Raw genomic sequence first — 13,100 nt, forward strand, 5'->3', positions numbered from 1 at the left:
CAGGCGCCGTGCTACCGATCGGCGATGATGACCTCCACGCCCAGCTCGGTTAACGCCCGCTCGTAATCGTCCGGAAGACGGCTGTCAGTGATCAGCCGATGGATTTGTCCGGCTTCGCGAATCATGCAAAAGCTCTTGCGACCGAATTTGCTGGCATCCGCCACCGCGATAATCTCGCGCGCCACCTCGCACATCACGCGATTGAGGTGCGCTTCACCGGGGTGAGGCGTGGTGATGCCGGCGCTCAGATCGAACCCGTCGACGCCCAAAAACAGCTTGTCGAAGCGGTACTGACGCAATTGCTGCTCGGCAGCCGGGCCGTAGAGCGAGTAAGAGTTGCGGCGCACGCTGCCCCCCAGCACCATGACTTCCACCCCATCGTTTCCCGAAAGCTCATAGGCAATGTTCAGCGCGTTGGTCATCACCACCAGATCGCGCCGCCCCTTCAGGAACGGCACAATCTGCGCGGTGGTTGAACCGGAATCGAGGATCAGCGCATCGCCGTCGCGCACATAGCCGGCCGCCGCGTTGGCGATCAGCGTTTTGACATCGCGATTCAACCGCCCTTTGTCCCGCAGCGGCCGATCGAAAGCGAATTGCTGATTGAGCATTGCGCCGCCGTAAGCGCGCAGCGCACACCCTTTTCGTTCCAGAAAGCGCAGATCGTTGCGGATCGTCACCGTGGATACTGCAAACTGTTTGCTGAGCTGTTCCACACGCACGCTGCCGTGCTCGCATAACAGATCGATGATGTGTTCACGTCGCTTTGCGGTATTCACTGGCATGAGCTGCGGTCCTCAGGTTTCCGGTATCGCCGGGGAGAAGATGGCTTTCGCTCTACTGCGCTGGCATTACAGCAAAGCGAAAGCAATGAAATTGTGATCGGGCTTACAGCCCCGTTTTAGCAAAAAAACCGCCAAAAAACCTTTCGAATCGAAACGAATCGAAAAGCCAAAAAATGGAATGGGAGAAAAATGAAATGCCATGACGAGCATGAGCGCCGGAGAGCAGCCGCACCGGCGGCGGCAGAAGTGAAAGCGCTGCAGACCCCGTCCTGCACTATGACTTTTAGTTCGCTAAGTGACCAGGATCACATAATGGTAATTATCCTGCGGCCGGTGGGGATCAGCCCTCTCCATCCCGCCGGGCCATCCCCTTGTCAGCACGAGCCATCTTCCCTACACTTGCGATCAGATATCGGCTCCTTGTCGGTACGTAAGCGTTAACGTCAATCAACGCATCACGCCATGCAGCGCTGATTGTCTGCATGCCCTGGTGCGAGGAACTCATGCCGCAACCCGCTTCATCTTCATCATCCATCGCGACCCCGCGTCGCCGTTTGCATCGCCCTGCTCTGCTGATCGTTGGCATCATGCTGATCGCGGCTAACCTGCGCGCCGCCCTCACCAGCGTCGGCCCGCTGCTGGAACAGATTCAGCAACAGCTGGCGTTGTCCGCCACCGCCGCCGGCCTGATCAACTCGCTGCCGCTGATCCTGTTCGCCGTCCTCTCGCCACTCACCCCGGCGCTGGCGAAACGCTTCGGAATCGAACGCACCCTGGGCTTTGCCCTCGCACTGCTGGTTTGCGGCATCGCGCTGCGTTCCCTGCCGCAAGACGCCATGCTGTGGCTGGGAAGCGTTCTGATCGGCGCCGCCATCGCCTTCGCCAATGTGGTGCTGCCAACGCTGGTGAAAAGAGATTTTCCTCATCGCGCCGCCGCGATGATAGCGGCCTATGCAGCGGTGATGTCACTGGTCGCCGCCATCGCCTCCGGTCTGGCGGTACCGCTGGCTTCCCTGGCCGATCTCGGCTGGCGCTTCTCCTTGCTGTGCTGGGGATTACCTGCGCTGTTGGCGCTGTTGATCTGGTTGCCGCAGCTGCGGCGCACAGCCATACCCGCAGCCAAAGAGCCACAATCGGCAGAGCCGCAACGTTATCGCTCTCCCTGGGGCAGCGCGCTGGGCTGGCAAGTGGCGATGTTCATGGGGCTGCAATCGATCGCCTTCTACACCATTATCGGCTGGTTCAGCGCCTTTGCCGTCAGCCACGGCGCCTCAGCCCAGCAGGCGGGCTTCGAGCTGTTCGTTTATCAGGTGGTGGCGATCGTCGCCAACTTTGTCATGGTGGTGATTTTGCCGCGGGCGCGCGATCAGCGGGCGATAGCGCTGGGCAGTTCTCTGCTGATCTTTATCGGCGTCGGTGGATTATTGGTGCAACCCGCCAGTTCACTGGTATGGCTGACGTTTGCCGGGTTGGGAGCGGGGAGTTCGCTGGTGCTGGCGCTGTCGTTCTTTGGATTGCGCAGTCAGCATCATCATCAGGCGACGCTGCTGTCGGGCATGGCGCAATCCGTCGGTTATCTGTTGGCGGCGCTGGGGCCCACCTTATTCGGCCTGTTGCACGATCTGACGGAAGGCTGGCGCTGGCCGTTGATCGCTCTGCTATGCCTGACCGTCTTGCAAATGCTGTTCGGCGCGCTGGCCGGCCGCAGCCGCGTGATCGGCTAACGTCGCTGAGCGATGGGCCGCGCCGCTACGGGGTCGGTATCCTGCCATAAATCTTCAATAAAGGCGCGCTGCTCATCGCTCAGCCCCCATGAAGGCGGAATTTTTGACTGCGCGCGACGCTGAGCGCCCTCACGGTTTTTAGCCTGCTTCTTGTTCACGAATCGTCTTCCTGCTTAACCTGCTAACTCAGTAACCAGTAAATCACGGCAGCGGTTAGCAGCCAGAACAGCCCACTAACGATAAACACGCATAGCCATGCTTTACGTTTGATATTTGATCCATCCTTGCTCACCACAGCGCCCCTAACCAATAGATTAAACCACTCAAAATAAAATTATTGATCTATTTTAACGATCAATAAAGTCGTTTTTTCCTATGGAAATTTAAAAAAATGCTGCTACCCATAGGTCTGCATTGCCGAATCAGCCAGAACGGCACCGTGGATATCACTGTTATCGGCAGGCGAGAACGTGTTTTGATAGGCGAACGAATGCGCAGTGTGCCACACCTTTAAAGGTCAAAATTAAACCACCGGTAAATAATTCAAACATCAATTATTTGACTGGTCGTAAGCCAAATCGGCAGCAGACAGCATTGGAGGAGGGAGAGAAAATGAAGCGACGCACTGAAATAATGCGCGGGAGAAGCGCCGGCCCGTTTTGGTCTGGCACGGGCCGACGTAAGTTAACCGATCCTGCTGACGGAATCCCGGCTGGCGTGTTCACGCTCGCTGCCGGTCAACTCGCGTAAATGGCCTGAGCGCATCTCCAGCAACCGATCGGCGTGTTCGAAATAGTGATCGTCATGGCTGATGGCGAACACCGTTTTGCCTAACGCGCGCAGCGCCGGCAACAGTTCGCGATAGAAAATGCGCCGGAACTGCGGATCCTGATCAGCGGCCCATTCATCCAACAGCAAAATATCGCGTTGTTCCGCCACCGCCAGCAACAGGGCCAGACGTTTGCGCTGCCCCTGCGACAGTTGCGGGTTGGTCACTCTGGCGCCGTCGAACTGCAATTTGCTTTTCATATTCAACCGTTCAAGCCAATGCGCGACCAGCGCCGCATCAGGTTCGCCGCCTTCCGGTCCTTGTAAACGATCGAACTGATGAAAATCGGTGAAAATCGCTGAAAACAGCCGGCGATAGTCCGGCATATCCGCCGCGGTCTGTGCGACGCCATCCAGAACGATGTGCCCGCTTACCGGCCGATACAATCCGGTCAACAGCATCGCCAGCGTTGACTTGCCGCTGCCGTTGCCGCCGATAAGAAACACCAGCTCACCGCGCCGCAGCGTCAGATTGAGCGGCCCGACGGTAAAACCGGGCTGTTGTTCCGCATCTGCATAGTGAAAAACCACGTCGCGCAGCTCCAGCGTCTGCCAGGAACGGCCAACGGCGGCTGGAAACCCCGGCTGATACTCGGCCAAACGCAGCGCTTTTAGCTTGTTGAAGGCCACTTCGGCGCCGACCAGCGTCGGAAACGCCCCCACGGCCTGCAGTAAGGGCGTGCGCAAGAACAGCAGCGTCAGCGAGTAGGTCGCGGCCACCGTCGAGTCCGCCCATCCCAAACTGTTGGCCATAAAGAACACCAACCCGATCGCCCCCAACATCATGATGTTTGACCAATTGAGCGCACTCAAATGGAAGGTATCGGCGCGAATGATATGGTAGCGATAGGCTTGCGCGTCGGGCTGATAGGCCTGCTCGTATAACGCCTGCGCCCGTTTGCGGTTCAACGTCAGTTCCTTACGGCCGTCAATCACCGATTCATAACGATGATAGAGACGCTCTTCTGACTCGCGCAAACTGGCCATATGGCGATAAACCCGTGACACCAGGCAGCCGCTACCCACCACGGTCACCGCCACCCAAACCGCCGTGACCGCCAGCATTTTCGGCGATAACCACCCCAGATAGGCCGCTGCCCCCAGGGTCAAAATCACCCCTTGCACCAATTCGGGCAAGCGCACGAAGGCGATGGTGATATTGCGGATGTCACTGGACAGACTGGCCAGCAATGAGGCGCTGCCTAACTGTTCGAGGCGCTCGATCTCGGTATCCAGAATGCGCTTCACCAGTTGCCCACGCAGCCGATAGACGAAGTAATGGCCCAATGTGGTCAGCGCCAGCTGTGAACCCAACGTGACCGCTATCAACAATGCCAGCAGGGCGAGAAACATCGGCAACACGGCCAATGGGTTGCCGCTGACGTCCATCAGATATTGATTGATAAAAGCAATGATACCGATGCCTAAACCGGCGCTGGCCATGGTCAATGCCATAACCGCCAGAAATGGCCAACGATACTGGCGATAAACCACCCGTAGCAGTTCCATGAACAAACCTCTGAAGTCGCGATCTGGCAGGCATTGTAAGCGGCGTGAGAATGAGATCAAGACGAATTCTCATCGCAGCTTATCAAGCACCGGTCGGGGTGAGGCGTTATCGCGGTTGCTGCCTGCCGGCGGCCAATTCGCAGCATCGTTCGCTCTGGGCGCTAAATATTCGCCAATTAAATAAGCTGCTAAAGAAAATAGATCTATAAAATCAAAATACATTCACTAAAAAAATAACAAAAAGAAAAATATAAAATAAACCCATGCTTTAGCAAGTAAAATTATTTATTTTCTTTGCCGCCTATTATGTTCCAATGCTTTAATAAAACTTCATGATGGAAATCGACAGTACCAGATACGCAGGAAAGGAAAATGAAAAAAAGGAAATTCCTTAGCCAGATTGAAATTGAACAACTGATTGCCGCCGTGCATGAGGGTAAAAATAGCATTCGAGATCGTTGTTTACTATTAATGTGCTTCATTCACGGCTTGCGGGTGAGCGAACTGCGATCATTACGCCTGCAAGATATTGATCTTACCTCCCATCGGATCCATATATCTCGGCTAAAGAACGGTTTTTCCGTTCAGCACCCCATTCAGCCGCGAGAACGACAGGCGCTGTTAAACTGGCTGGCCCAGCGGGCGAACTATCCTGACGCCAATTCCCCATGGTTATTTCTGTCGCGCCACGGCGGGCAAATTTCACGTCAGCAACTGTATCGCCTAATGAGAATGTACGGTGAAATGGCCGGTATTAGCGTTCAAGTTCATCCTCACATGCTGCGACACTCCTGCGGTTACGCGCTTGCAGATAACGGGGTCGATACGCGCTTGATTCAGGATTATTTAGGGCACAAAAATATCCAGAATACGGTGATCTACACCGCAACCAATGTAGAGCGATTCCGCACGATCAGCATTTAATCTTACGATGGATATAACGGTGCAGGCGCTCATCTTCTTTTAACATGCGCATCGAGTAAGGTAAAAATATCGGATGGAAAAATGCAGCCCGGCACGTCAACAACGGTCTAATTCAGCACTATTCCAACGCCGAGCTGCTTTCATCCACCCGCCCAGGGGAACACTTGTTTGATTGTTTTTTCAACGCCTATGCTACCTGCTTATACCCTGTCATTAACGATTAAGTCCCCTTTGACCACTTCCCGCCAAATTGCCGCGTAATATTGCCGTGCAATGAAAATAGTTCGCTGTCATTCTTCACCTGCAGTTTGCGCATGGCGCTGCATTTATGCGCGCTGATCGTCTTGATGCTGCGGCGTTGCAATTCGGCAATTTGCCGCAGGCTCATGCCGTTGAACAAAAAGTCCAACACATCAGTCTCGCAGCGAGTCAGCTTTCGGGTGAACACCTCATCTGCGCTAACCGAGGGTGCCAGAAAAGTCCCTATCTGTGGGCTCAACACTCGCTCCCCAAGCAAGACCCGATTAAAAAACTCCGCCACCAGCGGTAAAGCGTCATCTCTGGCGACGATGCTGACATTGGGCTGAGGCAACAATCGCCCTAACTCTTCTGCATTACGGCAACGGGTATAGGCAATCACCCGTAATTCGGGCAGTTGCGTGCACAGGGCCAGCAACGCTTCCCTGCCCTTAGCGGGCGTCTCATCTTCACCGTCCAGTTCGGTAATCAGCACGTCAGCCTGCTGATAGACCACGCTATCCACTACCGCACGTACGCTGGTTTCCTTTACGACGACTTTTACCTGGGTTGGCAGCGTTTTTAAAAAACTGGCCAACCCTTCCAGCGTCAATGGACATCTGTCCATTAATGCTATGTTCAGCGGTTGCTGACGCCATAAATGCATAATCTGCTCCTATGCTTGCTTGCCCACGAGACCTCGTGCGCTTGCCTAGCGAACCAAGGATGAACCTTGCGCAGCCATCCATTTCCCCTGAAGATACAGTTCCCCATCGCTGTGAAACCCCAGCTTCAACATCGCATTGCGTTTATGGGTGCTGACGGTGCGGATATCACGGCACATGGTCAGCGCCACGCTGGTCACGCTCTTACCGGAAAACAGTTGGGTCAACACATCCAATTCCTTCGCCGTCAGCGGTTTATCGGCGCCAGCCTCATGCAATTGACGTTGGCGTACCCGGTGGCTGAAGCTGCAACTGCCTGTCAGGACTTGCTGAACACAGTGGGTCAATGCAATAGCCGGTTCCTGCTTCAGCATCAGGCCGCGAATGCCGGAAGCGATGAGCTGCCGCAACAGCCTCGGTTCATCCAATGCCGTACAAATGACAATCGCGGTGTCCGGCGAATTTTCCCGCACCTCAGCGATCAGCTTGAATCCCTCCAATACCGACTCTGATTGACCACACAGCTCCATCACCAATAAACGATGCGGATGCTCAGTCAATAAGGCTCTCAGTTCCACCAGATTCGCCACCTGCCGAATGTTGCCAGGTTGGAGACCGCAGGATTCAATCAACCGGTTTCTCATCCCCAGAGCCGTCATGGCGCAGGGTTCCATGATAGCCACGGCACTCGCCGCTTCATTGCCCGCCGCCAAGGCCATTCCATTGGGATAATTGATTTTCATATCATCACCTTAACTCTGTCGTTAACCTTCCGCCCACGCCGGCCCTTTTGTCCCATTGCCTACTGATAGACAAAAGTGACCTGCAGAGCGCCGTCTATTGAACCTGGCGTCGATCCGCCATGGGTGCTGTATGCGCGCGCACGCAAATCGAATCTGGCATTATTCGTCGCGCGATCCACCAGTTGCGTCATGCTCTTGCCATTGCCCAGGTTGGCCCCTTGGCTATTCTGCAACTCAATTTGCACCCGACGAGAGCCGCCGTTGCTCTTGTACAAGCTGGCGCTTTCCTCGGCGGGCGTCCCGCTGAAGGTCGCGACGACAGAGGTGGTGGTGCTTGGGCAGTTTTTTAACGTCAGAGGAAACTCTATCCAGGGGCTGAAAGCCCCGGACGTCGCCAGGGTAGCAGCGGAAATATCGTCTCCCAAATTGACGGACACAGTGCCGTTCGCCCCGTCGATTTCGCAGGGGGCGGCTTTAATGTTGCCGCTAATCACTATTTTCGATACCGCGTGCGCCGCCGGTACGGTCAAAAGCAACGCGCCGGTCAGCGCCAGGTTGCAGCCAAAACGATTACACATTTTCACCATAATCTGCTCCTTGTCGTTAAACGCAGGGGCCCGTCAGCCCGCTGCCGTTGAAATATCCGTTTATTGGATTTCGGCCTGAATGGTCGCCGTGGCATTAAACTGCCCCACTGAAGGGGCTTGCCCGGTGGTATTGATCGGATACACGCTGATCTGAGAACTGCCCTTTTGGTTGGGATAGTAGAAGTTATCGATAGGCAAGCGCCCGCTCTGCGGCCGTATCACATTGCCCTGCATATCCTTAATCATCACGCCGATATCGCGGTTGCTGGTCTTCAGCGCCTCCGGCATGTTGCCGTCGGCCTCTCCGCGAAATGACAGGCTGACCTTGACGCCATCGGATATATTGCGGCAGGCCAGCGTCAGCGTTTTCTCATGTGGTGTAAAGCGGGGGGGCATCGCGCCCTTGGTTTGGAAATCCGACGTCAAGATATCGCCAAAATCGACCGTGACCGTTTGCGGTTCGATAACACAACTCTGCGGCACGGTGACGGTGCCGCTCATGGAAACCGTAGAAACCGGCACATCGCTTTTCACGCCACTCGCCACCGAGACGTAGGTGTCTACCAGGCGAGTGCTGGGGATGGTGGTCACGCCAACGAAAGGACGGCGGAAATACAAGTGAATTCGCCCGCGAGCCCCGCTGTTGTAAGGTGTGCTGGCGCAGGATTCGTCATCTCCATCCATATCGGTTTTTTTATTTGTTTCATTTTCAAACGGTGTGGGGATGTACTCGTTACGATAACCCGCCACGTAGACCTCACTGGCAACGCCCAAATACTCATTCAGTGCGTAATAAGTCAGTTGGTTTTCGCTGAATACTGGATCGCTCAGCGCCACCTTGGCGGTAACATAGGATGCCGTACGTTGCTGGCACTCGCATTTTACGTAATACGAACCAGACAAGTTCCAGTTGTTACCGGCTGCATTACTAATAATTCGCCCCGTTACGTTTTGAGACGGGTCGGTTAAACGCGGGGAAAAGAGGAATGAAAACCCGTGGGTCCCCGAAATGGGAGCACACTGCCCGAAAGCCGCCTGTACCTGCGGTGCGCCCAACATTGCGCATGCCCATAGCCCGCCGGCAATAATCCTTCGTTGAATCGATATTCCTGTCGCCATTGTCTGCACCTTATAAACACTGTCCGTTAACGAGACGTATTCCGCCGCTCTCAGGCTGACTGGCCAATTGATAGTTAGCCTGACACTGCTGAGCCGCGTCATTGCCCCACTTAACCTGCAGCCGGCCACTCTCCGCCATGCCGGCCAAATAAACCTGCCCGCCGTCGCCGACAATGCCGGCATTATCAGAGGGGCTATTGAGATTGCTGACGGTGGCGCCGAACGGCACCGGATTGCCACTGCGCGTCAGTAACGTCAGCAACACGCGGGCACCAACATCCGGATTGAAGCTGGCACGCACCACGGCGCCACGGGTTGGGATCACCGTTTGGCTGCTCAAGGTCATATCGACATCCTCGGCGAAAGACTCGCCGTCCAGGCCGACGATATTGCGCCGATAAGGCGTCAGGTAAGGCACAACCGCATAGCCGCGCCAGTCGGTGCTGACCCCGGTCTGGTTCAAAACATCCACCCCTGAAGCGCCGGGTGCCTGCACTAATGCCACCGTATCGCCCAGCGGCTGCGACAGCGTGACGCCGTTTTGATGCACCAGAACACCGCCCTGCACGCCGTAGTTCACCTGTTGGCGATGGCGATCGTAGCCATATCCCAGGTTCCACTCGGCGAGGGCGCCTTTGTAGTCCGCCTGAATATTGCCGTTCGCCCCCACGCCCCTGCCGGTGTAGCCCTGGCTGATGCTGTAGTTCAGGTTGTTGCCCGGCAAAGCGGTGCCGCTCAACCCAAGGTTGTTGCTGGTGGCACCGTTGCGGCTGGCGTTCATGTTGTAGGTGGCGTAGCTGCCTGGCAGCCATTTGCTGAGCGGCACGCTGACGTTGAAGGCCACGATATGGTCACGAATACTGCTGCGATTGCCGTTACTGTCGTAGCCGTTCTGGTTGAAGGTGTAATTCAGTCCGTAACTGACAGCTTCCCAACTGTTGTTGTAGCTGAGGCTGACCGACTGCGAACGACGATTGTCATTCCAGTAGTCTTCGTTAAACAGGCTGAGCGACAGCGTTCCCCCCCGCTCCCACAAGCTTTGGCTCATCGTCAGCTCGGCGCGACTCTTTTTGTGATCGTTATAGATAGCGCTGTTGCCGCCGTAGCTCTCCAGCGCCTCTTGCAGGTTATAAAAACCGCGCGTGGAATAGCGGTAGCTGGCCAAGCTGAAGTTAGTGCCGGTTTCAATGAAGTTCTTGCCGTAACGCAAACGCCATGACTGCCCCTGCTCCTTCGGCCGGGTTTCCTGCTTGGTCCAGGCCTGGGTGACATCGGCAGACAGCGCGCCCACCGCGCCCAGGTTCTGCCCCCAACCCAGCGCCAGGGACTGATACTTACTGGCCGCCTGCACGCCGCCATACAGCGTGGCCCCCCACGGAAGGCCGTAGATCCCGGTCGCCTGGCTGAACGGGCGTTCATCAACGCCACCGCCGTATGAACGGTATTTCCCGCTGGTCAGGCTGTATTTAAAACGCCCTTCGCGCTGCAATACCGGCACCACGGCGTACGGCACCACAAAATGCTGCTCCTGGCCGTCAGCCTCACGTACGTTCACATTCAAGTCGCCGCTGCCGCCCGTGGGATACAGATCGGTAATTTCAAATGCCCCCGGCGGCACATAGCTTTGATAAATCACATAGCCGTTTTGCCGGATTACGATTTGCGCATTAGTACGCGCGATCCCGCGCACCACCGGCGAGTACCCTTTCATGCTGTCCGGCAGGATGTCGTCCTCAGAGGCCAATTGCCCCCCACGAAACTGCACGCTATCGAACACATCTCTGGGCGTTGTGCTGTCCCCCAGGGTCAGGCGGCTTTGCAACGCAACGATATCGCGCTGCAGGTAGGTGTTGATTGAGCGCCAGGAAGCAGAACCGCCGGTGTAATGGTTCCAGATCGAATAGTTACGCAGGCGCCAGGCGCCCCAGTTGATGCCCGAGCGCAGATTGAGGTAATAGTTATTGTTGTTTTGCCGTTCGCTGTCGCGCATCTGGTTATTGGCGCCGCTGAAGTTGTAATTGACCAACAGCGCCGGTATGCCGGAGTCCCATTTATCCGGGGAAACGTAGTCGCGCGCATTCAAGCGCAGTGCCGCTTGCGGGATGCTCAAATTCAGCCTCAGCTGATTGAACAGGAATACCGCAGAGGCCTGTGGAATGGTCTGTGCCAGGTTGACGCAGCTATCCCCGGGCACCATCGCCGGAAACATCGCCACCCTCACGCCCAGTTCCGCCAATTTTTCCGTGCTGAAACAAGGCTGCAGCGCTTGCTTCCCGTCGGCTCCCGGCATAAGCCGAAACTCGACGTCAAGGCTGTCGATCTGTTCGCCGTTAAGGTAAAGATCGACCCGGTAGTTCCCGGGCGCCTGGCTGCTGTTCTCCTCAAACACCGAGAGATCGGCGCCGCGCAGCGCCGGATTATCAATTTCCAGCAGCGCCGGGTTGAAATAATCGCGCGCATGAGCCGTGCCGATCGAGCTCAGCAGCGCCATTTGGCAAGATATCAGGCTGGCCAGAACCGATCGTGCCCCTGGTAAACTAATGCAATTCGGGTTATTCATCCTTTTAACTCCCTGTCCCGATTGGCTCGGCCCGACGAAGAATCAGGTAAGCCGAACGCCTGCTCCAGCGTTATCCCGGAGCAAAAAAACACGCACCGCGGCCCGGTTATAACGTGCTGGTGAAGGTCTGGCCGGTGCCGCCATAGTCGTTGATGATTTGCCAGCTCAGGCTGCCAACTGCGCCACTTGCCGTCGGCAACGGGAAACTGGCGTTCGCCTGCGGCGCCACCATGGTGTTGCCGGTAATGGCGCGGCCATTCAGCTTCAAATTGAAAAAGGTGAGGTAGTAGGGAGAAGGGTTGGTCACCTGCAAACGATCCCCACTGCGCCGCCACGTCACTTTACCGGCCGCCTCTTCCAGATTGCCGACGAGCCCCTGCGGGCGATAAATCAGCTTTATGCGGGTCTTGATCGCAATTTGCAGCGTGTTCTCTTTCTTTTCCACCGAAGGAATAGCCTTCACATTCAGCCAATACAGCGACTCTCTGTCCGTCGGTAAATTGCCGCCCGCACGTACCACGCGCAGCAGGTTATTTTGGCCTCCGTCCAAACGAAATAGCGGCGGCGTGATAATAAAAGGCGCTTTCGCGCTATCGCCCTCTTGCGCATCGACCCAGGATTGGATCAGATAAGGCACCGCATCCGGATTGTTGATATTCAGAGCAGACTCTTTTTTACCGCCGTCATAGATGAGGCGCGTTCCACCCACTACCACGCCGGCCTGTACCGGAGCCCAAAGCGTCATCAACAACGCCGCCGTCAGCGCAAAGTATCCAGCTTTCATCTCTTTCTTCCCGTTCCCATCACCGATGAACAAGAGCCAGAGAACACGCCCTCTGGCTCATTTTTCTAACTGTTTCGCCGCCGTGACGGCATAGCCTTACTGATAAACGATGGTGAAGTTGGCCGTAGCGTTGGCGCTACCGACGGAAACGTCGTCATAAGCGAAATAGCGCGCGACAAAGCCCAAGGTGTTGTCTTTGTTCTCTTCCAGCGCATACACGCGGGAATCGTTGCCGATATTGAGCACGTTGCTGCCGTCGTCCAGCAGCTGTACGCCAATACCGCCCGCGACCCCAGCGGTGCCGGCGCCGGTCAGTTGCAACAGCCCGGACTGCCCCTGCACCTGAGTACCGTCAAAACGCACGGTGGCACCAGTCACAGTTTGCGGGCAGTTTTTCAGCACCAGGTTGAAGGCTTTGGCGCCAGCGGTTTTAGACAGGGTGAATGCGTCTTTGGCAATCTTACCCAGAGCGACCTGCTTGTTCTGGGAGTCCGGATCGACGGTGCAAGACTGATCGGTAATGGTGCCAGTGATATTCAGCGCGCCGTCAGCAGCAAATGCAGAGGGGATAAATGCGGACGCGGTCAATACAGCTACAGCCAACAGATTCTTTTTCATCCTACTTTCCTTAAAAT

Annotated in this window: 12 protein-coding genes; 2 read left to right on the forward strand and 10 right to left on the reverse strand. The window is 56.0% G+C overall.

Translation table 11 applies throughout. The features are described from left to right. Window positions 1-11: 11 nt before the first annotated feature. Entirely contained in the window at window positions 12-785 is a 774-nt protein-coding gene (gene agaR, locus ACSBQS_RS21925; protein ID WP_004931804.1) for a transcriptional repressor AgaR, read from the reverse strand. 503 nt (window positions 786-1,288) lie between these two features. On the opposite strand from agaR, the gene ACSBQS_RS21930 reads away from it, so the two are divergent. Then, window positions 1,289-2,509 (forward strand): CynX/NimT family MFS transporter, encoded by a 1,221-nt coding sequence (locus ACSBQS_RS21930; RefSeq protein WP_072627053.1) that lies wholly within the window; start codon window positions 1,289-1,291, stop codon window positions 2,507-2,509. Window positions 2,510-2,690: 181 nt separating this feature from the next. On the opposite strand, the gene ACSBQS_RS21935 is transcribed toward ACSBQS_RS21930, so the two are convergent. Both ACSBQS_RS21935 and ACSBQS_RS21940 read right to left on the reverse strand, forming a co-directional pair. Continuing rightward, on the reverse strand, window positions 2,691-2,804 hold the full coding sequence (locus ACSBQS_RS21935; protein WP_071883595.1) for a YmiA family putative membrane protein: 114 nt from the start codon (window positions 2,802-2,804) through the stop codon (window positions 2,691-2,693). A 389-nt stretch (window positions 2,805-3,193) separates the two neighbouring features. Then, window positions 3,194-4,846 (reverse strand): multidrug ABC transporter permease/ATP-binding protein, encoded by a 1,653-nt coding sequence (locus tag ACSBQS_RS21940; protein WP_042785285.1) that lies wholly within the window; start codon window positions 4,844-4,846, stop codon window positions 3,194-3,196. A 372-nt stretch (window positions 4,847-5,218) separates the two neighbouring features. Between ACSBQS_RS21940 and ACSBQS_RS21945 the strand changes: the two genes are divergently transcribed. Continuing rightward, window positions 5,219-5,770 carry a tyrosine-type DNA invertase gene (locus ACSBQS_RS21945; RefSeq protein WP_033644817.1) on the forward strand — a complete coding sequence of 184 codons (552 nt, stop codon included), beginning with the start codon at window positions 5,219-5,221 and terminating at the stop codon, window positions 5,768-5,770. 220 nt (window positions 5,771-5,990) lie between these two features. On the opposite strand, the gene ACSBQS_RS21950 is transcribed toward ACSBQS_RS21945, so the two are convergent. The 7 genes from ACSBQS_RS21950 to ACSBQS_RS21980 all read right to left on the reverse strand — a co-directional run bounded on the left by ACSBQS_RS21950 (window position 5,991) and on the right by ACSBQS_RS21980 (window position 13,083). Then, entirely contained in the window at window positions 5,991-6,674 is a 684-nt protein-coding gene (locus tag ACSBQS_RS21950; protein WP_434991341.1) for a LuxR C-terminal-related transcriptional regulator, read from the reverse strand. Between the two features lie 45 nt (window positions 6,675-6,719). After that, the gene (locus tag ACSBQS_RS21955) at window positions 6,720-7,415 is read right to left on the reverse strand and encodes a response regulator transcription factor (protein WP_047026621.1); all 696 of its coding nucleotides are present in this window, start codon (window positions 7,413-7,415) and stop codon (window positions 6,720-6,722) included. Window positions 7,416-7,474: 59 nt separating this feature from the next. Then, window positions 7,475-8,002, reverse strand: coding sequence for a fimbrial protein (locus ACSBQS_RS21960; RefSeq protein ID WP_103681943.1), 528 nt, complete (start codon window positions 8,000-8,002; stop codon window positions 7,475-7,477). Between the two features lie 60 nt (window positions 8,003-8,062). Then, on the reverse strand, window positions 8,063-9,121 hold the full coding sequence (locus ACSBQS_RS21965) for a fimbrial protein (protein WP_232092632.1): 1,059 nt from the start codon (window positions 9,119-9,121) through the stop codon (window positions 8,063-8,065). Window positions 9,122-9,131: 10 nt separating this feature from the next. Further along, window positions 9,132-11,681: a fimbria/pilus outer membrane usher protein gene (locus ACSBQS_RS21970; RefSeq protein ID WP_197666774.1), complete on the reverse strand. Its 2,550-nt coding sequence runs from the start codon at window positions 11,679-11,681 to the stop codon at window positions 9,132-9,134. Between the two features lie 106 nt (window positions 11,682-11,787). Next, the gene (locus tag ACSBQS_RS21975; protein WP_047026624.1) at window positions 11,788-12,465 is read right to left on the reverse strand and encodes a fimbrial biogenesis chaperone; all 678 of its coding nucleotides are present in this window, start codon (window positions 12,463-12,465) and stop codon (window positions 11,788-11,790) included. A gap of 96 nt (window positions 12,466-12,561) precedes the next feature. Beyond that, on the reverse strand, window positions 12,562-13,083 hold the full coding sequence (locus tag ACSBQS_RS21980) for a fimbrial protein (RefSeq protein ID WP_047026625.1): 522 nt from the start codon (window positions 13,081-13,083) through the stop codon (window positions 12,562-12,564). Between the last annotated feature and the right edge of the window lie 17 nt (window positions 13,084-13,100).

Origin of the sequence: Serratia sp. H402Y (assembly GCF_051172415.1) — a bacterium.
In the GTDB taxonomy this organism is placed as follows: domain Bacteria; phylum Pseudomonadota; class Gammaproteobacteria; order Enterobacterales; family Enterobacteriaceae; genus Serratia; species Serratia ureilytica.

What these genes read in the sequence shown, in the direction of transcription:
- agaR (WP_004931804.1), bottom strand. Translation starts at nt 785, where the DNA reads ATGCCAGTGAATACCGCAAAGCGACGTGAACACATCATCGATCTGTTA.
- ACSBQS_RS21940 (WP_042785285.1), bottom strand. Translation starts at nt 4,846, where the DNA reads ATGGAACTGCTACGGGTGGTTTATCGCCAGTATCGTTGGCCATTTCTG.
- ACSBQS_RS21965 (WP_232092632.1), bottom strand. Translation starts at nt 9,121, where the DNA reads ATGGCGACAGGAATATCGATTCAACGAAGGATTATTGCCGGCGGGCTA.
- ACSBQS_RS21930 (WP_072627053.1), top strand. Translation starts at nt 1,289, where the DNA reads ATGCCGCAACCCGCTTCATCTTCATCATCCATCGCGACCCCGCGTCGC.
- ACSBQS_RS21955 (WP_047026621.1), bottom strand. Translation starts at nt 7,415, where the DNA reads ATGAAAATCAATTATCCCAATGGAATGGCCTTGGCGGCGGGCAATGAA.
- ACSBQS_RS21975 (WP_047026624.1), bottom strand. Translation starts at nt 12,465, where the DNA reads ATGAAAGCTGGATACTTTGCGCTGACGGCGGCGTTGTTGATGACGCTT.
- ACSBQS_RS21945 (WP_033644817.1), top strand. Translation starts at nt 5,219, where the DNA reads ATGAAAAAAAGGAAATTCCTTAGCCAGATTGAAATTGAACAACTGATT.
- ACSBQS_RS21970 (WP_197666774.1), bottom strand. Translation starts at nt 11,681, where the DNA reads ATGAATAACCCGAATTGCATTAGTTTACCAGGGGCACGATCGGTTCTG.
- ACSBQS_RS21960 (WP_103681943.1), bottom strand. Translation starts at nt 8,002, where the DNA reads ATGGTGAAAATGTGTAATCGTTTTGGCTGCAACCTGGCGCTGACCGGC.
- ACSBQS_RS21980 (WP_047026625.1), bottom strand. Translation starts at nt 13,083, where the DNA reads ATGAAAAAGAATCTGTTGGCTGTAGCTGTATTGACCGCGTCCGCATTT.
- ACSBQS_RS21950 (WP_434991341.1), bottom strand. Translation starts at nt 6,674, where the DNA reads ATGCATTTATGGCGTCAGCAACCGCTGAACATAGCATTAATGGACAGA.